This window comes from Streptomyces sp. NPDC026206 (genome assembly GCF_040638465.1).
GTDB lineage: Bacteria > Actinomycetota > Actinomycetes > Streptomycetales > Streptomycetaceae > Streptomyces.
Genome location: NZ_JBEZYL010000004.1, coordinates 82,713 through 100,240 on the forward strand (window position 1 = coordinate 82,713; position 17,528 = coordinate 100,240).

Consider the following 17,528-nt stretch of genomic DNA (forward strand, 5'->3'; position numbering starts at 1 on the left):
GTGATCCGGCTCCGGGACTTCGGCCCTATGAACCGCTTCGTTGCGAGCTGGCGAGCCAAGGTAATGGGGCAGGCAGGTCAGGGGAGCAGCGCTGAGGTGTCCAGCGGCGGGTAGGGGGCAGGAAGCGGCAGCTTCTCACCCGGCGTGGCAGTCGACGTCGTGCGGTAGAAGCTCTTCCTGGGCTCGTCCTGGTCGGCAACCGGGTTCGTATGGACGTACACCCGGTTCTCTTCTCGGTTGACGAGCACATAGATCGGGACCCCCGCAGCGGCGTAACTGCGGTACTTGGGGCCGGTGTCCGTCTCGTGATTGCTGGACGTCACCTCCCCGACGAGGGCGAGCAGGTCCATCGGGTACCAGCCCTTGTGAACCTTGAGGTATGCCTTGTCCAGTTCGGTGGGCTTGCGGCGCAGAACGTAGAAGTCAGGGACGGCGAGAGAGAGGGTCTCGTCCTTGCCTTCTGTGTCCACACCGGTGCGGAAGCCCATACCGAAGCCGGCCAGCCGGATTCCGGCGCAGCGCAACTGGTGGTAGATGTCTCCGGCGACGTCGCCGTGCTCGAAGTCCGGCTGCGGTGGCACAACCACCATCCCCTCGAAGTACTCGGGTCGAATCGGCGCCTCTGACGCCTCCTCGATCGCGATCAGTAGATCGATGGGGTCCTGCTCGTGCGGCTTGTTCACCGGCTCGGTGATGGGATCGGCGGTCATCGCTGTCCTCCCTTGTCGCTCATGCCAGGCTACGCCTGGGCTGGGTGCCCCACCGGCATCGTCGGCGGACTGGCGGTACGGATAAGTGCGATCACGCGATGGTTCACCCGTTCGGGGCGTGGGCTCTGTGTGTGATCTGCGACACCTGAGTGTTCCCAGGTGGCTACTTTATGTAGTAGCGATGGGAAGGGGTGGCCCATGGGAGAAGCGGACTCTCAGCCGCCGATCGGGTGGCGGTACTGCGGGGATCAGCTGAAGCGGTGGCGGGAGCGCGGCGGGGTCTCGCGGGAGGAACTGGCCAAGGAGGCCGGGTACGGCTACGAGGCCATCAAGTCGATGGAACAGGGGCGGCGGCGGCCGAGTTTGCGGGTGCTGCAGGTTGCGGACCAGATGTGCGGGGCGGGTGGGTTGCTGGAGGCGGCGCACCCGTTCCTCAAGCCGGAGGGGCCGCGGTCGGCGGCGCAGGACTACTTCCAGTACGAGGCCGAAGCGCTCGCACTGAGTTCGAGTGAGCCGATGCTCATCCCAGGGTTGCTTCAGACCGAGGGGACCGCGCGGGCACTGTTTGGTAAGCGCTGGCCACCTCTGGATGACACGACCATTGACGAGTGGGTCGCCGTCAGGCTTCGACGCCACCAAGCGCTGGACAAACAGTCCACGGCATTCTCCTTCGTCATCGGTGAGACGCCTCTGTCTGTTCCACTCGGCGACATCGAGACCCATAAGGGGCAGCTGCGGCACTTGCTGCATGTTGGCGCCCGGCGCAATGTAAAGATCCAGGTCATGCCGAGTGGAGCGCATCAACTGGGGCTCAACGGTTCAGTCGTCATGATGGAGTTGCCCGGCAATGAGCGGATTGCCTACCAGGAGGGCAGCTTCGCGGGGGTGCTCGTGACCGAGTCTGAAAGGGTCAGCGACATCGGTCATGCTCTCTCGCTGATCTATCAAGTGGCCCTCAGCCCAGATGATTCCGCTCGGTTCATCGCCAAGCTGCTGGAGGAGCTGTGAGCAGCATGAGTTCGTGGTTTAAGTCCAGCTACAGCAATCAGCACGCCGACAACTGCATCGAGGTGAGCCCCGGGCCCCGGGAGGTACGGGTCCGGGACTCGAAGCGAATACCCGGGCCGGAACTGGCCTTCCCAGCGCCCTCCTGGGCGACGTTCGTCGCTGCCCTCGCCGTCGGGGGCTGAGCGCAGGGGGTCGCTCCGCTTCGCTTCGCGGTGGCGAGTGTGCGCTGCGCCGCTGCGCGGCTTGGGGGCGGAGGCACCAGGGGCTCCGCCCCCGGAGGCCGCCCGCTGGCGCGGCCTTGCTGGGCGAGCCCGGAGCGGGAGTGGTGCGCGGCGTGCGGCCCGGGTATCGGGGGAACACTGCCGTGCCGGATGTGCACGGCAAGTCCGCGCAGCGGGCGGGCTCAAGGGGCGGAGCCCCGGGGCCCTCCCCGCCCAAGCCGCGCTGCGGCGCAGAGACACTTCATGTCCGCGCAGCGCAGCGGAGCGGAGCTCTTTGATGCCGGGGCTTGAGCTCCGGGCTCCGAGCCCTCTTTGTAAGGAATGGGCGGTGGGTTCAACCCACCCACCCTCCCCAACCACGCGTATACCACGCGCAGTTCACTTTCCGTGATCCGGTTGCGACGCATCGTCGCGATCCTCTAGCGTCCGGAACAATAGACGACCCCGGTCGGTGTTAGCAGCACCAAGCCGGGGTCTGACCATCAAGATCGAATGAGAGTCGATCCATGGCTGACGCCAACCCTAGCGCCGCCGCGCGCGCCCCGCACGCGTACCCGATGGCCAAGTCGGGCTACGGCAAGAAGAGCGCGCCGGACCAATCCCCGCGCACCGCCACCGACTTCGCACACCTCCCGCCCCGCGAGGCGCAGATCGCCGTGTTCGTCGACCGCCTGCCCGAGGGCGCGGCCATGGACGCGAAAACGCTGGCAGCCCAGCTCCCCGCATACGGCCAGGCCGCCTGTCGTACCGCCCTGCGACGGCTCTCCGAAGCCGGGCACCTGCGCCGGGTAAAGGAACACCTCAAGGGTGACGACGGCGCCTATCACTGGGTGACGCGCTCTTACTTCTCGCGCACCGCGCGGGGCGACGCCTGGTGGACGTCCGTCCTCACGGGTGAGGTCCCCGAGCCGACGGCGCCCGCGCGCCGTTCACGCGCGTACGCGGTGCTGGCCACCGTCGGCCGCACGGACCCCCGCATGACGTTGTCGCACGCCGACTGCGTCGACCTGGAACCGCTGGCAGCGGCATGGCTGGAACGGGGCGCCGGAGAGGGCCATGTCGTACGGGCCCTCACAGACGGGCTGCCGTCGCCCGTGCATCATGCGGCGGCGCTGGCCCGCCGTCGACTCGTCGACAAGCTGCCTCCCGAGCAGCGGCCGGACGCGGCGGCCCCGACGCTCCGGCTCGTCGAGTGCACCGTCTGCGCCGCCCCCGGCCGCCCGGAGGCGCTCCCCGGTGGCCTCTGCCGCGACTGCCGGGGCGAACCACATACGGTCGCCGCACCGGCGGCCCTCTCGCCGGAGGAGGTGCACGCAAAGGCGGCCCTCCTCCGGGCGATCAACCGCGAACCCGAAAGGAATCACGCATGACCGCGGTGCATGACGCACCACCCGATGTCGGGGCACGATGGGGGCAAGGAGGCGACGCCATGACCCCCGACACCGTGCGCCTGGAGTTGATCAATGGAAAGATCGAGGTCAAGCCGGTGCCGGACGGGGATCACGACGAGATCATCAGGTGGCTCCAGAAGCTGTGCCTGAAGAAGCGCGACGCCTACGCGGCAGCGGAGATCCCGGTCTACCTCCTCATCGACCCCGAAGACTGCACGGCCACGGTCCACTCCGAACCGAAGGACGGCAGCTACCGCAGCCTGACGTCACGGCCGTACGGCATGCCGGTCGAGCTCCCCGCCCCGGTCGGGTTCACGCTGGAAACCGAGCAGCTCAAAAAGTTCGCGGACTGATCGGCTACCCCTGGAGCGTTTCCATGACCACACCCCGGGACTTGGTGATCACCGTCATGGACGAGGCGCCCGGCCACCCCGTCGAGCGAGGTGAGATCTCGCTGGCGCTGGCGGGCGCCGAGCTGATCGATCTGCTGGCCGCCGGGGCCGTCACGCTGGGCGGTGATCAGGGCGATCGGATCGTGCCCGGCCACCGGACGGAGACGGCTGACCGCCTGCTGGACCAGGCCGTGGCCGCCCTCGTCCGGGAAGCACCGTACGAGTCGGTCGACGACTGGCTGTGGCGCAGGGGACGCGACCTGGCCTCGGCCTACGTGGCCGCTCTTGAGGCGGACGGGCACGTCAGGCGGCAGCGTCGCAGCTGGATGACTTTCCGGCCCGGTCGGCCAGTGCTGACCGATGCGTCCGGGCGCCGACTGGCGGGGGAGCTCCGGCAGACCGGCAAGCCCGCCCTGACCGCCCTCGTGACGGCCGTCGGGATCCGCGACGAGGGGAACGCGGAGGCCGCCGCTCCGGGCGTGGCCGACGACGCGGTGGACACCGTGCTCGCCGCGGTCAATGGCGCGGTGATGGAGCTGGAGCTCCTCCGGCAACGGCGAGCCATCGAGCAGTCGGCCTTCGACAACATCTGGCGGGGCGACTGACGCCGTTACCGGCCCCGGCAGCGACTTACTCAAACGCCGCGGGGTCAAAGGTGACGCGATTGGTGGCAGCGGCAGCATTCATCAGCTCGCCGATGGTGGCCTGCCCCCCTTGGATGTCGATCGACTTTTTCAAGAGCTGGTCGAGGGAGACCGGGACGTCGGCGCCGCCGCACTGGTTGAGGGGGCCGGCAACAGGGACCGCCACCCGGTCGCCTCCAGCGGCTCCGGCGGCGGTGGTCGTGCCACCGCGGGCGGTGGATCGCCAGTCGTGGTTGGCGCAGCCGTTGTCGACGGCTGGGGAGAGGATGCCGGCGCCGAGGCCGCCGGCCCATGCCGGCGCCGCGGGCAGCGCGATGCCGGTGAGCAAGCCGATGAACAGGGCGAGAGCAGAGCCCGTGCGGTGCGTCCTCACGCCCAGCGCAACGGTCGTGCCCGGGCGCGGATACGTTCATGCCGCGTAGGTCACCAGAACAGAGCATGGCGGGGATGTCCGCAGTAGATCGAACCGCTGGCCGCACACCGGGCAAAGAACGGTCTAGCCCTGCGTCACCGGCTGCCCCAGCAGCATCGTCGGCGCGCCCGCCACGCGCGTCAGCACGATGACGCAGGAGTTCGGGCCGCCCAGCTTCAGCTTCCTGCGCAGCTCCTCCGGCTCCACCGCCGACCCCCGCTTCTTGATGACGGCGACGCCGATCCCGCGCTCCCGCACGATCGCCTTCAGCCGCTTCAGGTTGAACGGCAGCACGTCCGTGACCTCGTACGCCGCCGCGTAAGCCGTCCCCCGCAGCTCGTCGCTCGTCACGTACGCGATCGTCTCGTCGATCAGCCCGCCGTCGAGCTCCTCCGCGACCTCCGCCACCAGGTGCGCGCGGATCACGGCGCCGTCCGGCTCGTAGAGATAGCGGCCCACGGGCCGTACGGCCGGGTCCGGCAGTCCCCGCCCGACCAGGGACGCACCGCCCGGCAGCAGCGTCGCCCGCCGCGTACCCGGCTGCGTGCCGAACCACAGCACGGCCTCCTTCACATCGCCCCCGTCCGAGATCCACTCCGCCTCGGCGTCGTCGGGGATCGCCTCGTGCGGCACGCCCGGCGCGATTTTGAGTGCGGCGCGGGGGGCGGAACGAGCCGCCTGGACGGCCCACGACAGGGGCGGGGAGTACGCCTCCGGGTCGAAGATGCGGCCCCGGCCGCCGCGCCTCGCCGGGTCCACGAAGAGGGCGTCGTACGAGGAGGCGTCGACCTCCGCGACGTCGGCGCACCGCACCTCGATGAGGTCGGCCAGGCCCAGCGCCTCGGCGTTGGCGCGGGCGACCTCGCAGGTCAGCGGGTCACGGTCGACGGCCAGCACCGAGATGCCGGCCCGGGCCAGGGCAATCGCGTCGCCGCCGTTGCCGCAGCAGAGATCCGCGAGGCGGCGCACGCCGAGCGCGGAGAAGCGCCGGGCGCGGTGGAGCGCGACGGAGGCGCGCGTTGCCTGTTCCACGCCGTGCGGCGTGAAGAACATCCGGTACGCGTCCTCCGCACCGAACTTCGCCACCGCGCGCTGCCTCAGGCGTGCCTGCCCGAGGGCCGCCGACACCAGGTCCGCCGGGTGCTCGCGGCGCAGCCGGGTCGCCGTGGCGAGCTCCTGGGAGGGGTCGTAGTCGCGCAGTCCGTCGAGGAGGGCGCGGCCCTCGTCGGTGAGGAGGGCGGTGAAGGCGTCGGTGGGGGAGATCGGTGCTGGCACGTGTCTCATTCTCTCTTGCGGGCCGGTGCCGCACGCGGTGGACTGCCCTGGTGACGACGACCACGAAGCGCACCCTCTACCTGGTCTGCTGCGCCGCGGCGCCGGCCGTCCGGGCCGCCGACGGAGTCCGCGCCGCCCGGGCCGCCGGGTGGGACGTGTGCCTGGTCCTCACCCCGTACGCCCACCGGTGGCTGGAAACAGAGGTCCCCGCCCTCGCCGCGCTGACCGGTCACCCCGTGCGGCATCAGTACAAGCTCCCCGGGGAGCCCGACGTGCTGCCGCCGCCCGACGCGATCCTGGTCGCGCCCGCCACCTTCAACACGGTCAACAAGTGGGCCGCCGGCATCTCCGACACCCTGGCGCTCGGCCTGATCACCGAGGCGATCGGCCTCGGCCTGCCCCTCGTGGCCCTCCCCCATCTGGGCGCCGCTCAGGCGGCGCACCCCGTCTTCGCCCGCAGTGTGGCGTTCCTGCGGGACGCGGGCGTGAGGGTGCTGTTGGGCAAGGACGGCTACGAGCCCGAGCAGGGCGACAGCGTGGAGTCGTACCCGTGGGCGGCGGCTGTCGCAGCTCTACCGTCGCCCTGAGGCCCGCCCGGGCGCCGCCCGCCCCCCGCGGACGCGTCGAACGCATGCACAAGAATCGTTCGCGTGAGCCCGTCTGTTTCCGGCCGCCGCCTTCGCGCCGCCGCCCTCGCCTCCGCCGCCCTGCTGCTGACCGGTCTTCTCTCCGGGTGCTCCGGCTCCTCCTCCGCCCGCGACAAGAAGCCGCACGCGGCGGGTTCGTCCGCTCCGGCCGCGTCCACGACACCCGCGGCGCCCGACGACGCGTACCGCCGCTGGGGGCTGGACAAGCCGCTCGCCGCCCCGCCGGCCCCGCCCGCCACCAAGTTGCTCCAGGACGTGAGGCCGGGCGGTACCCCGCGGACGGTGCGGCGGATACCCACCCAGGACAAGGTCGTCTTCGTGACGTTCGACGACGGGGCGGAGAAGGACCCCGAATTCCTGAAGATGGCCAAGGACCTGAAGCTGCCGTTCACCATGTTCCTGACGGACAGCATCTCCCGGGCGGGCAGCGGCTACGGCTACTTCGACCAGCTGCGCGCCCTCGGCAACGGCGTCGACAACCACACCCTCACCCACCCCGACCTGCGCACCCTCTCCGCCGACGCCCAGCGGCGCGAGATATGCGGGCAGCAGGACGCCCTGGAGAAGCGTCTCGGCACCCGCCCGGCGCTCTTCCGGCCGCCCTACGGCAACTACAACGACGCCACGCTCACCGCCGCGGGCGGCTGCGGGGTGCGGGCGCTCGTGCTCTGGGAGGTCACGATGCAGATCAACGACATGCGCTACGCGCAGAGCGACAAGCTGCGCCCCGGCGACATCGTCCTGGCGCACTTCCGCGGCCCGCAGGAGCTCAAGGGCACCTCGATGACGCGGATGGTCACCAACATGCTGCGCAGCATCCAGCGGCAGGGCTACACGGTGGCTCGTCTGGAGGACTACCTGTAGCTCCGCCCAGCCGGTCCGGGGGCGGCTCACGACGGGAGCCGGGGGTTCGAGGACGCCGCGCGGAGCCGTGGTCCGGCGCCCGGGGTGAAGTCCCAGGAGTACGTCCCCGGCACAGCGGGTAGCCAAAGCTCGCCGCGCGATGAATTGGCACTCCGCTTGACCGAGTGCTAACCGCGTCATAGTCTCGGCTCCGTTGGCACTCTCCACCGGCGAGTGCCAGACAAGGCGACGGGCGGATCCGGCACCCGCGACGACGGATCCACCAGGTCGCCACCCTCAGACAGTTAACCCCGGATCTCCGAAGGGGGAGGTCGGATCGTGACGACCGCCAGCTCCAAGGTTGCCATCAAGCCGCTCGAGGACCGCATTGTGGTCCAGCCGCTCGACGCCGAGCAGACCACGGCCTCCGGCCTGGTCATCCCGGACACCGCCAAGGAGAAGCCCCAGGAGGGCGTCGTCCTGGCCGTGGGCCCGGGCCGTGTCGAGGACGGCAAGCGCGTCGAGCTCGACGTGCAGGTCGGTGACGTCGTGCTCTACAGCAAGTACGGCGGCACCGAGGTGAAGTACAACGGCGAGGAGTACCTCGTCCTCTCGGCCCGCGACGTTCTCGCGATCGTCGAGAAGTAATTCACCCCAAGGCTTTCGAGCCCGAGGCTTTCGAGCTTTCGAATGCTTTTGATCTGCGCCCCTGGTTCCCGTGCCTGCTAGCCGGGCACCGGGGGCGCAGTTCGTTTGAGAGATACGGCGAAGGATACGTAACCCATGGCGAAGACCCTGAAGTTCGACGAGGACGCCCGTCGCGCCCTTGAGCGCGGCGTCAACAAGCTTGCCGACACCGTGAAGGTGACGATCGGTCCCAAGGGCCGCAACGTCGTCATCGACAAGAAGTTCGGCGCCCCCACCATCACCAACGACGGTGTGACCATCGCGCGTGAGGTCGAGCTCGACGACCCGTACGAGAACCTGGGCGCCCAGCTCGTCAAGGAGGTGGCGACCAAGACCAACGACATCGCGGGTGACGGCACCACCACCGCGACCGTGCTGGCCCAGGCGCTGGTCCGCGAGGGTCTGCGCAACGTCGCCGCCGGCGCTTCCCCGGCCGCCCTGAAGAAGGGCATCGACGCCGCCGTCAAGGCCGTCTCCGAGGAGCTGCTCGCGACCTCGCGTCCGATCGACTCCAAGTCCGACATCGCCGCTGTGGCCGCGCTCTCCGCGCAGGACAAGCAGGTCGGCGAGCTCATCGCCGAGGCGATGGACAAGGTCGGCAAGGACGGTGTCATCACCGTCGAGGAGTCCAACACCTTCGGCCTGGAGCTCGACTTCACCGAGGGCATGGCCTTCGACAAGGGTTACCTCTCGCCGTACATGGTCACCGACCAGGAGCGTATGGAGGCCGTCCTCGACGACCCGTACATCCTGATCCACCAGGGCAAGATCGCCTCGATCCAGGACCTGCTGCCCCTGCTCGAGAAGATCATCCAGGGCGGTGCCTCCAAGCCGCTGCTGATCATCGCCGAGGACGTCGAGGGCGAGGCGCTCTCCACCCTCGTCGTCAACAAGATCCGCGGCACGTTCAACGCCGTGGCCGTCAAGGCCCCGGGCTTCGGCGACCGCCGCAAGGCGATGCTGGGCGACATGGCCACCCTCACCGGTGCCACCGTCATCGCCGAGGAGGTCGGCCTCAAGCTCGACCAGGCCGGTCTGGACGTGCTGGGCTCCGCCCGCCGCGTGACCATCACCAAGGACGACACCACGGTCGTCGACGGTGGCGGCAACCACGAGGACGTCGTCGGCCGCGTCAACCAGATCAAGGCCGAGATCGAGACCACCGACTCGGACTGGGACCGCGAGAAGCTCCAGGAGCGCCTCGCCAAGCTCGCCGGTGGCGTCTGCGTCATCCGCGTGGGTGCGGCCACCGAGGTCGAGCTCAAGGAGAAGAAGCACCGTCTGGAGGACGCCATCTCCGCGACCCGCGCCGCGGTCGAGGAGGGCATCGTCTCCGGTGGTGGCTCCGCGCTCGTCCACGCCGCCAAGGTGCTGGAGGGCGGCCTGGACAAGACCGGCGACGAGGCCACCGGTGTCGCGGTCGTCCGCCGCGCCGTCGTCGAGCCGCTGCGCTGGATCGCCGAGAACGCGGGCCTCGAGGGCTACGTCATCACCTCGAAGGTCGCCGAGCTCGACAAGGGCCAGGGCTTCAACGCCGCGACCGGCGAGTACGGCGACCTGATGAAGGCCGGCGTCATCGACCCGGTCAAGGTCACCCGCTCCGCCCTGGAGAACGCCGCCTCCATCGCCTCCCTGCTGCTCACGACCGAGACCCTGGTCGTCGAGAAGAAGGAAGAGGAGTCCGCCGAGGCCGGTCACGGCCACGGTCACGGCCACTCGCACTGACGCACCTCGTACAGCGGCCCGGCCCGGTCTCCCCGAGAGGGGGGCCGGGCCGGGCCGTTCGTGCTCCACGAACCCAGGGCTCCACGAACCCAGGGCTCCACGAACCCAGGGCTCCTGCGAGCCCGGCACTCCTACGGGCCCGCCGCGCCCAGCTGTCGCAGCAGCCCCAGCATGTCGTAGATCCACCAACCCTCCGCGATCCTCCCGTCCACGAAGCGGTGGATCGTCACGCCGTCCATGGTGGCCGTCCGGCCGGTGGGCTGCAGACCCATGAAGTCGCCCTTGTGGGTGCCCCGCCAGGTCCAGTGGGCGATGACCTGATCGCCCTCGGCCGGCTGGCAGTGGAGGGTGAAGTCGAAGTCGAAGGCGTCCCGCCAGGCCGCCACATCCTGCTTCATGGCCTCGCACCCGACGACGGTCTCCTCCTCCTTGCCGACGTCGTGGTCGCGGTAGTCGGCCGTGAAGAGCTCGTCGATGAGGTCCAGGTCGCCGCCGATGGCGACCTCCTCGTAGAAGCGGCGGGCCGTCGCCTTGTTCAGCTGCTCGTCGCGGACCACGTCGAGGTCGGTGAAGGAGGGCATGCCGTCGCAGAGCGCGACCATCTCCTCGAAGATCCGGTTGGTCTCGGGGAGGTTCGAGTTCTCCATCGCCTTGGCGTAGGACGGGAACTCGATGATCTCCACGTAGTGGTCACTGTCGGTGTGGTCACGGCCGACGATCGAGTGGGTGGCGGTGCGCTTGCCCTCGGTGGCCGCGATCCAGCTGTCCATCAGCCGGTTCATGTCGTCGTATCGACTGGTCTTGCAGTCGATTACCTGTACGAATGTCATGGCGCCTCCCGGGTGATATTTCCAGGCTAGACCTGGATTGCCCGCCCGGGAGGCCGGTGTTCCGTTACTTCGGCCCGTACCTGCGGCCCGTCGTCGCGCCCGCGCGCGAGACCGCCCGGCGCGGGGCCAGCTTCATCAGGCCGGTCAGCGCCTTGTACCGCGGATCCGGGATGGACAGCGCCTTGCCGCGGGCCAGGTCCTTCAGGGCGGCCTCCACCAGCTTGTCCGCGTCCAGCCACATCCAGCCGGGCACGTTGTCCGTCCCCATCCCGGCCCGCTGGTGGAACTCCGTCCGGACGAGGCCCGGGCACAGCGCCATCAGCCGCACCCCGCTTCCCGCCAGGTCCCGAGCGGCACCCTGGGTGAACTGCACCACCCACGCCTTGCTCGCCCCGTACGTACCCCGGGGGACGAACGCGGCGACCGAGGCGACGTTGACCACCCCGCCGCGCCTGCGCTCGCGCATGCTCGCGGCCGCGGCCGAGGTCAGCCGCAGCACCGCCTCGCAGTGCACCTTCAGCATGGTCAGCTCGTCGGCCATCGAAACCTCGAGGTAGCGGCCCCTGTTGCCGAAGCCGGCGTTGTTGACCAGCAGGTCCACCGGGTTCTTGCGATCCGAGAGCCGGGCCTCGACCGCCGCGATGCCCGCGTCCTGCGACAGGTCCGCGCGGAGCACCTCCACCTCCACCCGGTGGCGGTCGTGGAGTTCGGTCGCCTGCTCGCTCAGTCGCTTCTCGTCGCGGGCGACGATGACCAGGTTGTGTCCGTCGGCCGCCAGCCGCCGTGCGAAGGCCGCGCCGATGCCGGCTGTGGCTCCCGTGATCAGTGCAGTCGTCATACAAGAACGTTAGTGCTCGGCGTGTCGTCCTGGCTGCCGTCCCGGTGGGATCCTTGCCCCTCCGGGCGCTGGGCGGACGGCTTTTGGCGCTCCATATACGTCAGGGCCTTCTCCCGCATCTGCGGATCCAGCGCGTCCCCGGCGGCCAGGACGCCGGGCAGCAGGTCCCGTTCGGTCGTCACGGCACGGAAGGCGAAGGAGATGCTCACCTCGTGGCCGGGGCGGTGGACGACGGTGACGGGGTCGCCCGCACGGATCTCGCCCGGCTCGATGACGCGCAGATACGCACCGGGCGCGGCCTCCTGTGTGAACCGGCGTATCCAGCCCGTCTCACCCAGCCAGTCGGCGAACGTACGGCAGGGTATGCGCGGCGAGGCGACCTCCAGCAGCAGATCCGTACCTATGCGCCAACGCTCCCCGATGCGCGCGTCGTTGACGTCGACGCCGCTCGTGGTGAGGTTCTCCCCGAACGAGCCGTCCGGCAGCGAGCGGCCCAGCTCCCGCTCCCAGCCGTCGAGGTCCTCGCGGGCGAACGCGTACACCGCCTGGTGGTCCCCGCCGTGGTGGCGGAGGTCGACCAACGTGTCTCCCGCGAGCCCGCTGCCCGCCGTGCCCTTCGGGCCGGGGGCGGCCACGGCGACGGGCCCGGCGACGGGGCGCTTGTCGATGCCGGTGCCGATGCCGCCGGTGAAGGCGCCGGTGAGGCCGGGGCGGTCGTCGGCGGTGCGGTCACGGCCCAAGTTCACGGAGATCAGGTGCATGGGCATCAAGAGTAGGCGGGCACTCTCAAAGCAGCCACTGATTATTTCGCACCTGCTCCAAGGTGGGCTTATGCTCGGTTCTATGATCGAGGCTCGTCATCTCAGGGTGCTGCGCGCGGTGGCCACCACCGGTTCGTTCTCGGCCGCGGCCCGCGACCTGGGCTGCACCCAGCCCGCCGTCAGCCAGCAGATGAAGGCTCTGGAGCAGTCGGCCGGCACGCCCCTGCTGATCCGGACGGGCCGTGAGATGCGCCTGACCGAGGCGGGCGAGGCCCTCGTGCGGCACGCGACGGGCATCCTGGCCGGCCTGACCGCCGCCGAGGAGGAGATCGCGGCCATCGCGGGGCTGCGGGCGGGGCGGGTGCGGCTGGTGTCCTTCCCCAGCGGCAGCTCGACGCTGGTGCCGACCGCGCTCGCCGAGATGCGGGCCGCCCACCCGGGCACCCGGGTCTCCCTCGTCGAGGCGGAGCCGCCGCGCTCGGTGGAGAAGCTCCGCGAGGGCGACTGCGAGATCGCGCTGGCCTTCCGCTACCCCGATGTGCGCGGCGCCGACCCCGCCGCCGGCGCGGAGTGGGACGACCTGGTCGTACGGCCGCTGCTGACCGACCGCCTCATCGGCGTCGTTCCGGAGGGGCACCGGCTCGCCGGAGCGGAGCGGATCGGGATCGCCGAGCTGGAGCGCGAGCCGTGGATCGCCGGCTGTCCGCGCTGCCGTCGTCATCTGGTGGAGGTCTGCGAGAGCGCGGGCTTCACGCCGCGCATCGACTTCGCGACGGATGACTACCCGGCCGTCTTCGGGCTGGTCGGGGCCGGGCTCGGGGTGGCCGTGATGCCCGAGCTGGCGCTGGAGTCGGTACGCCCGAAGGGCACGCGCACGGTTCCCCTGGAGCCGGTCGTTCAGCGCGAGATCGTGGCCCTCACGCTGCCGGACCTGGCCCGGGTGCCCGCGGTCGCGGCGATGCTGGACCGGCTGGTGGCGGCGGCGCGTCGCTAGACCGGCCGCCGGATGAGCCGGGCCTCCTCGGGGCCTCTTCAGGGCCCTCCTGGGGGCCTCCTCGATCGAAAGTCTCCTCGGTGCGGGTGTGCGCCCCCGGGCGTTCAGGCGGTCATGGCGCCGGCGCCCGCGCCGCTCGCCGTGATGGACCGGTGCCGCGCGCGCCCCATGAGCTCCTCACGCTCATCCTCGGTCAGGCCGCCCCAGACGCCGTAGGGCTCCCGTACCGCCAGCGCGTGCGCCGCGCACTCGGCGCGTACCGGGCAGCGCATGCATACCTCCTTCGCGGAGGTCTCGCGGGCGCTGCGGGCTGCGCCGCGTTCGCCCTCGGGGTGGAAGAAGAGCGAGCTGTCGACCCCTCGGCACGCCGCCAGGAGCTGCCAGTCCCAGAGGTCGGCGTTGGGACCGGGAAGGCGGGAGAAATCTGCCATTGCTTATCCCCTCGAGACGATCTGTCGAAGCGATGTGTCGATGTGACCTGTCGAAGCGATCTGCCGGAGTGCCCGGAGCGATCCGATCCGGATTGATCCGTTGCAGTACCCGTCCATACCTCTGTCATGCATCAGCTGTGTGAGCAGATGAAAATATGACTCATTGCGAATCTAGCCACAGACGCCAGCAAATGGGAAGAAAAACAGGCCCGAGTGGGCAAATGGGGCATAGCTTGGCCGGTGGGCAGGGCGCCCCCCGTGCGCCCTGCTCCGTGTCCGCGCCCTCACGTAGAGTGCCGAACACGGCCGACCAAGCCCGTAACTCTTTCGGGTGACCGTCGTTGAGAGTGCGGAGGCGGTTGACGCATGAAGCAGTCGGGACAGTGGCAGGTGCCCGCGCGTCGTCAATCGCACAGGTGACGATCAGTACCAGCCTCTGGAGGCTCAAGGTGACGCGCATCAGCTGCGGAGGGCGGCCATGACATCCGTCCTCGTCTGCGACGACTCCCCGCTTGCCCGAGAAGCGCTCCGTCGCGCGGTGGCGACCGTGCCCGGCGTCGAGCGCGTGACCACGGCGGCCAACGGCGAGGAAGTCCTCCGCCGCTGGGGCGCCGATCGTTCGGACCTCATTCTGATGGACGTACGCATGCCCGGACTGGGCGGTGTGGAGACCGTCCGACGGCTGCTCTCCGCCGACCCCGGCGCACGCATCATCATGCTCACGGTCGCCGAGGACCTCGACGGGGTCGCGCTCGCGGTCGCCGCCGGGGCGCGCGGATATCTCCACAAGGACGCCTCGCGCGCCGAGCTCCGCGCCACCGTGACCCAGGCGCTCGCCGACCCGACCTGGCGGCTCGCTCCACGGCGGCTGCGCTCCGCCGAGATGGGGGCCGCGCCCACGCTCACCGCCCGGGAGATCCAGGTGCTGGAGGGCATGAGCCACGGCCGGTCCAACGCCGAGATCGGCCGTGAGCTGTTCCTCTCGGAGGACACGGTCAAGACCCACGCGCGCCGGCTGTTCAAGAAGCTGGGCGCCTCGGACCGGGCGCACGCGGTGGCGCTCGGCTTCCGCTGGGGCCTGGTCCGCTAGGGCGGCGGCGGGCGGTTCGGGGCAGCTCTGAGGGTGTCGTGTTAGTGCGTCGAAGCGGGGGACTGACGTACCCCGCCCGCCGGGGAGCGGGCGGGGCGGGCCGCTGTGGCCGCCCGCCCGGGAGCCGCCGTTTCCCGGCCCGCTGCACGTTTCCCGCGCGCTGCCGCATCCTTGGGGTATGGAGTTCCTCGGGGACGGCTCGGGAGGGCGTGATGGGAAGGTGCGGGACATGACCGCCGGCGCACCCGCTCATAACGCTTCGGTGCACAACTACGGATGCGGTGCCACGGACAATCCGGCGTCAAGGCACCATGGACCGATGCGCGACGACGACACGACAGCCATTGGCGCGCTCGTCGCCGGCGCAGTGGAGGGTGACCGGCAGGCCACCCATGACCTGCTCGCTCTGGTGCACCCGCTCGCGCTGCGCTACTGCCGCACGCGCCTGTCGCGGCTGCCGGGCGACGCCCGCCACTTCGTGGACGACCTCGCGCAGGAAGTCTGCCTGGCGGTGCTGTGCGCCCTGCCGCGCTACCGCGACACGGGGCGCCCCTTCGAAGCCTTCGTCGTGGCCATCGCCGCGCACAAGGTCGCCGATCTGCAGCGGGCCGCCATGCGGCACCCGGGCAGCACGGCCGTGCCCTCCGACCAGATGCCGGAGCAGCCCGACGACTCCCTGGGGCCGGAGGAGCGGGCCCTGCTCAGCAGTGACGCGGAGTGGGCCAAGAAGCTGCTCGCCAACCTCCCGGAGAACCAGCGGGAGCTGGTCCTGCTGCGGGTCGCCGTGGGGCTTACGGCCGAGGAGACGGGGCAGATGCTCGGCATGTCGCCGGGCGCCGTGCGCGTCGCCCAGCACCGGGCGCTCAGCAGGCTCCGGGCACTCGCGGAGCAGTGAGCACACGACGAACGGACGGTGAGCGCCGACATGTTCGTATGAATATCCAAGTGACGCGAGCCTCAGTGCTCGTGGAATGGGACACCCGTGACGGCCGTTAGCATGGGAGTCCTCGCCGGGGCAAGACCATTTGGGAAGGTGTCATGACTGACAACGTCGACGGAATGCCTGCGAAGTTCGCGATGCTCGGTCTGACATACGACGACGTCCTGCTGCTGCCGGGCGCCTCCGAGGTCCTGCCGAACGCCGTGAGCACCGCCTCCCGCGTCTCGCGCAACGTGCGGGTCAACATCCCCCTGCTGTCCGCCGCGATGGACAAGGTCACCGAGGCGCGCATGGCCATCGCCATGGCCCGCCAGGGCGGTGCGGGCGTGCTGCACCGCAACCTCTCCATCGAGGACCAGGCCAACCAGGTCGACCTGGTCAAGCGCTCCGAGTCCGGCATGGTCACCGACCCGATCACGGTCCGCCCGGACGCCACGCTGGCCGAGGCGGACGCGCTGTGTGCGAAGTTCCGCATCAGCGGTGTGCCGGTCACCGACGCGGCGGGCAGGCTGCTCGGCATCGTCACCAACCGCGACATGGCCTTCGAGCTGGACCGCAGCCGCCAGGTGCGGGAGATCATGACGCCGATGCCGCTGGTCACGGGCAAGGTGGGCATCTCCGGCGAGGACGCGATCGAGCTGCTGCGCCGCCACAAGATCGAGAAGCTGCCGCTGGTGGACGACGCCGGTGTGCTCAAGGGCCTCATCACGGTCAAGGACTTCGTCAAGGCCGAGAAGTACCCGAACGCCGCCAAGGACTCCGAGGGCCGCCTGGTCGTCGGCGCGGCGGTGGGTGTGGGCGCCGAGGCTTTCGAGCGCGCCCAGGCGCTCGTCGAGGCCGGCGCCGACTTCCTGGTCGTCGACAGTGCCCACGGCCACAGCCGCGGCATCCTCGACATGATCTCCAAGGTCAAGTCCAACATCAACGTCGACGTCGTCGGCGGCAACGTGGCCACCCGCGAGGGCGCCCAGGCGCTGATCGACGCGGGTGTGGACGGCGTCAAGGTCGGCGTCGGCCCCGGCTCGATCTGCACCACCCGCGTCGTCGCCGGCATCGGCGTGCCGCAGGTCACCGCGATCTACGAGGCCGCCCAGGCGTGCCACGCCGCCGGTGTGCCGCTCATCGGCGACGGTGGTCTGCAGTACTCCGGTGACATCGCCAAGGCGATCGCCGCCGGTGCCGACACGGTGATGCTCGGCTCGCTGCTCGCGGGCTGCGAGGAGTCGCCGGGCGAGATGGTCTTCATCAACGGCAAGCAGTTCAAGTCGTACCGCGGCATGGGTTCGCTGGGCGCGATGCAGTCGCGCGGCCAGGCCCGCTCCTTCTCCAAGGACCGCTACTTCCAGGACAACGTCCTCTCCGAGGACAAGCTCGTGCCCGAGGGCATCGAGGGCCAGGTGCCCTACCGCGGCCCGCTGTCCTCGGTCGCCCACCAGCTCATCGGCGGTCTGCGGGCCTCCATGGGCTACGTCGGCTCGGCGGACATCCAGGAGCTCAAGGACAAGGGCCGCTTCGTGCGGATCACGTCGGCGGGCCTCAAGGAGAGCCACCCGCACGACATTCAGATGACGGTCGAAGCGCCGAACTACTCCCGCCGGTAGTAGTCGGAGCTTCGCACAGCGCCGTAGGAGCCCGCGACCGAAAGGCCGCGGGCTCCGCCGCGTCGGGGATACTGGATGCGGCAGACGG

The 17,528-nt window shown here is 70.1% G+C and carries 20 protein-coding genes; 13 read left to right on the plus strand and 7 right to left on the minus strand.

The window, feature by feature from the left end; all coding sequences use genetic code 11:
• Nucleotides 1–77 precede the first annotated feature (77 nt).
• Nucleotides 78–710: a Uma2 family endonuclease gene (locus AB0F13_RS08860; RefSeq protein WP_362077433.1), complete on the minus strand. Its 633-nt coding sequence runs from the start codon at nt 708–710 to the stop codon at nt 78–80.
• 198 nt (nt 711–908) lie between these two features.
• On the opposite strand from AB0F13_RS08860, the gene AB0F13_RS08865 reads away from it, so the two are divergent.
• From AB0F13_RS08865 to AB0F13_RS08885, 5 genes are all read left to right on the plus strand, one after another.
• Nucleotides 909–1,718 carry a helix-turn-helix transcriptional regulator gene (locus AB0F13_RS08865; RefSeq protein ID WP_362077436.1) on the plus strand — a complete coding sequence of 270 codons (810 nt, stop codon included), beginning with the start codon at nt 909–911 and terminating at the stop codon, nt 1,716–1,718.
• Between the two features lie 5 nt (nt 1,719–1,723).
• Nucleotides 1,724–1,900, plus strand: coding sequence for a DUF397 domain-containing protein (locus tag AB0F13_RS08870; protein WP_362077439.1), 177 nt, complete (start codon nt 1,724–1,726; stop codon nt 1,898–1,900).
• Nucleotides 1,901–2,445: 545 nt separating this feature from the next.
• Entirely contained in the window at nt 2,446–3,309 is an 864-nt protein-coding gene (locus AB0F13_RS08875) for a hypothetical protein (protein WP_362077442.1), read from the plus strand.
• A 59-nt stretch (nt 3,310–3,368) separates the two neighbouring features.
• Nucleotides 3,369–3,683, plus strand: a complete 315-nt coding sequence (locus AB0F13_RS08880; RefSeq protein WP_362077445.1) for a Uma2 family endonuclease — start codon at nt 3,369–3,371, stop codon at nt 3,681–3,683.
• Between the two features lie 23 nt (nt 3,684–3,706).
• On the plus strand, nt 3,707–4,327 hold the full coding sequence (locus tag AB0F13_RS08885; protein WP_362077448.1) for a GPP34 family phosphoprotein: 621 nt from the start codon (nt 3,707–3,709) through the stop codon (nt 4,325–4,327).
• Nucleotides 4,328–4,352: 25 nt separating this feature from the next.
• On the opposite strand, the gene AB0F13_RS08890 is transcribed toward AB0F13_RS08885, so the two are convergent.
• Both AB0F13_RS08890 and AB0F13_RS08895 read right to left on the minus strand, forming a co-directional pair.
• Nucleotides 4,353–4,739 (minus strand): hypothetical protein, encoded by a 387-nt coding sequence (locus AB0F13_RS08890; RefSeq protein WP_362077451.1) that lies wholly within the window; start codon nt 4,737–4,739, stop codon nt 4,353–4,355.
• 123 nt (nt 4,740–4,862) lie between these two features.
• The gene (locus AB0F13_RS08895) at nt 4,863–6,053 is read right to left on the minus strand and encodes a methyltransferase domain-containing protein (protein WP_362077454.1); all 1,191 of its coding nucleotides are present in this window, start codon (nt 6,051–6,053) and stop codon (nt 4,863–4,865) included.
• Between the two features lie 50 nt (nt 6,054–6,103).
• Between AB0F13_RS08895 and AB0F13_RS08900 the strand changes: the two genes are divergently transcribed.
• The 4 genes from AB0F13_RS08900 (at nt 6,104) to groL (ending at nt 9,955) form a co-directional block, all read left to right on the plus strand.
• Nucleotides 6,104–6,640: a flavoprotein gene (locus AB0F13_RS08900; RefSeq protein ID WP_362077457.1), complete on the plus strand. Its 537-nt coding sequence runs from the start codon at nt 6,104–6,106 to the stop codon at nt 6,638–6,640.
• Nucleotides 6,641–6,703: 63 nt separating this feature from the next.
• A complete protein-coding gene (locus tag AB0F13_RS08905) occupies nt 6,704–7,564 on the plus strand; it encodes a polysaccharide deacetylase family protein (RefSeq protein WP_362077460.1) in 861 nt (286 codons plus the stop codon).
• Between the two features lie 318 nt (nt 7,565–7,882).
• Nucleotides 7,883–8,191 carry a co-chaperone GroES gene (gene groES, locus AB0F13_RS08910; RefSeq protein WP_362077463.1) on the plus strand — a complete coding sequence of 103 codons (309 nt, stop codon included), beginning with the start codon at nt 7,883–7,885 and terminating at the stop codon, nt 8,189–8,191.
• 135 nt (nt 8,192–8,326) lie between these two features.
• Complete coding sequence (gene groL, locus AB0F13_RS08915) at nt 8,327–9,955, plus strand: chaperonin GroEL (protein ID WP_362077465.1); 1,629 nt, start codon at nt 8,327–8,329, stop codon at nt 9,953–9,955.
• A gap of 131 nt (nt 9,956–10,086) precedes the next feature.
• On the opposite strand, the gene AB0F13_RS08920 is transcribed toward groL, so the two are convergent.
• The 3 genes from AB0F13_RS08920 to AB0F13_RS08930 all read right to left on the minus strand — a co-directional run bounded on the left by AB0F13_RS08920 (nt 10,087) and on the right by AB0F13_RS08930 (nt 12,384).
• The gene (locus AB0F13_RS08920; protein ID WP_362077468.1) at nt 10,087–10,785 is read right to left on the minus strand and encodes an ester cyclase; all 699 of its coding nucleotides are present in this window, start codon (nt 10,783–10,785) and stop codon (nt 10,087–10,089) included.
• A gap of 64 nt (nt 10,786–10,849) precedes the next feature.
• Nucleotides 10,850–11,623, minus strand: coding sequence for an SDR family oxidoreductase (locus AB0F13_RS08925; protein WP_362077471.1), 774 nt, complete (start codon nt 11,621–11,623; stop codon nt 10,850–10,852).
• A complete protein-coding gene (locus tag AB0F13_RS08930; protein ID WP_362077474.1) occupies nt 11,620–12,384 on the minus strand; it encodes an MOSC domain-containing protein in 765 nt (254 codons plus the stop codon). Before AB0F13_RS08930 ends, AB0F13_RS08925 begins: the two co-directional genes overlap by 4 nt.
• Before the next feature lie 82 nt (nt 12,385–12,466).
• On the opposite strand from AB0F13_RS08930, the gene AB0F13_RS08935 reads away from it, so the two are divergent.
• Nucleotides 12,467–13,378, plus strand: coding sequence for a LysR family transcriptional regulator (locus AB0F13_RS08935; protein ID WP_362077477.1), 912 nt, complete (start codon nt 12,467–12,469; stop codon nt 13,376–13,378).
• 104 nt (nt 13,379–13,482) lie between these two features.
• On the opposite strand, the gene AB0F13_RS08940 is transcribed toward AB0F13_RS08935, so the two are convergent.
• Nucleotides 13,483–13,809, minus strand: coding sequence for a WhiB family transcriptional regulator (locus AB0F13_RS08940; protein WP_099199465.1), 327 nt, complete (start codon nt 13,807–13,809; stop codon nt 13,483–13,485).
• A 478-nt stretch (nt 13,810–14,287) separates the two neighbouring features.
• On the opposite strand from AB0F13_RS08940, the gene AB0F13_RS08945 reads away from it, so the two are divergent.
• The 3 genes from AB0F13_RS08945 (at nt 14,288) to guaB (ending at nt 17,440) form a co-directional block, all read left to right on the plus strand.
• Entirely contained in the window at nt 14,288–14,899 is a 612-nt protein-coding gene (locus AB0F13_RS08945; RefSeq protein WP_003948568.1) for a response regulator transcription factor, read from the plus strand.
• 319 nt (nt 14,900–15,218) lie between these two features.
• Complete coding sequence (locus tag AB0F13_RS08950) at nt 15,219–15,794, plus strand: sigma-70 family RNA polymerase sigma factor (RefSeq protein WP_362077480.1); 576 nt, start codon at nt 15,219–15,221, stop codon at nt 15,792–15,794.
• A 143-nt stretch (nt 15,795–15,937) separates the two neighbouring features.
• Entirely contained in the window at nt 15,938–17,440 is a 1,503-nt protein-coding gene (gene guaB / locus AB0F13_RS08955; RefSeq protein WP_362077483.1) for an IMP dehydrogenase, read from the plus strand.
• Nucleotides 17,441–17,528 lie beyond the last annotated feature (88 nt).

Bases quoted from the DNA above. Each gene is read 5' to 3' on its own strand.
- AB0F13_RS08860 (WP_362077433.1), bottom strand. From the start codon at position 710: ATGACCGCCGATCCCATCACCGAGCCGGTGAACAAGCCGCACGAGCAG.
- AB0F13_RS08865 (WP_362077436.1), top strand. From the start codon at position 909: ATGGGAGAAGCGGACTCTCAGCCGCCGATCGGGTGGCGGTACTGCGGG.
- AB0F13_RS08870 (WP_362077439.1), top strand. From the start codon at position 1,724: ATGAGTTCGTGGTTTAAGTCCAGCTACAGCAATCAGCACGCCGACAAC.
- AB0F13_RS08875 (WP_362077442.1), top strand. From the start codon at position 2,446: ATGGCTGACGCCAACCCTAGCGCCGCCGCGCGCGCCCCGCACGCGTAC.
- AB0F13_RS08880 (WP_362077445.1), top strand. From the start codon at position 3,369: ATGACCCCCGACACCGTGCGCCTGGAGTTGATCAATGGAAAGATCGAG.
- AB0F13_RS08885 (WP_362077448.1), top strand. From the start codon at position 3,707: ATGACCACACCCCGGGACTTGGTGATCACCGTCATGGACGAGGCGCCC.
- groL (WP_362077465.1), top strand. From the start codon at position 8,327: ATGGCGAAGACCCTGAAGTTCGACGAGGACGCCCGTCGCGCCCTTGAG.
- AB0F13_RS08920 (WP_362077468.1), bottom strand. From the start codon at position 10,785: ATGACATTCGTACAGGTAATCGACTGCAAGACCAGTCGATACGACGAC.
- AB0F13_RS08925 (WP_362077471.1), bottom strand. From the start codon at position 11,623: ATGACGACTGCACTGATCACGGGAGCCACAGCCGGCATCGGCGCGGCC.
- AB0F13_RS08930 (WP_362077474.1), bottom strand. From the start codon at position 12,384: ATGCACCTGATCTCCGTGAACTTGGGCCGTGACCGCACCGCCGACGAC.
- AB0F13_RS08935 (WP_362077477.1), top strand. From the start codon at position 12,467: ATGATCGAGGCTCGTCATCTCAGGGTGCTGCGCGCGGTGGCCACCACC.
- AB0F13_RS08940 (WP_099199465.1), bottom strand. From the start codon at position 13,809: ATGGCAGATTTCTCCCGCCTTCCCGGTCCCAACGCCGACCTCTGGGAC.
- AB0F13_RS08945 (WP_003948568.1), top strand. From the start codon at position 14,288: ATGACATCCGTCCTCGTCTGCGACGACTCCCCGCTTGCCCGAGAAGCG.
- AB0F13_RS08950 (WP_362077480.1), top strand. From the start codon at position 15,219: ATGCGCGACGACGACACGACAGCCATTGGCGCGCTCGTCGCCGGCGCA.
- guaB (WP_362077483.1), top strand. From the start codon at position 15,938: ATGACTGACAACGTCGACGGAATGCCTGCGAAGTTCGCGATGCTCGGT.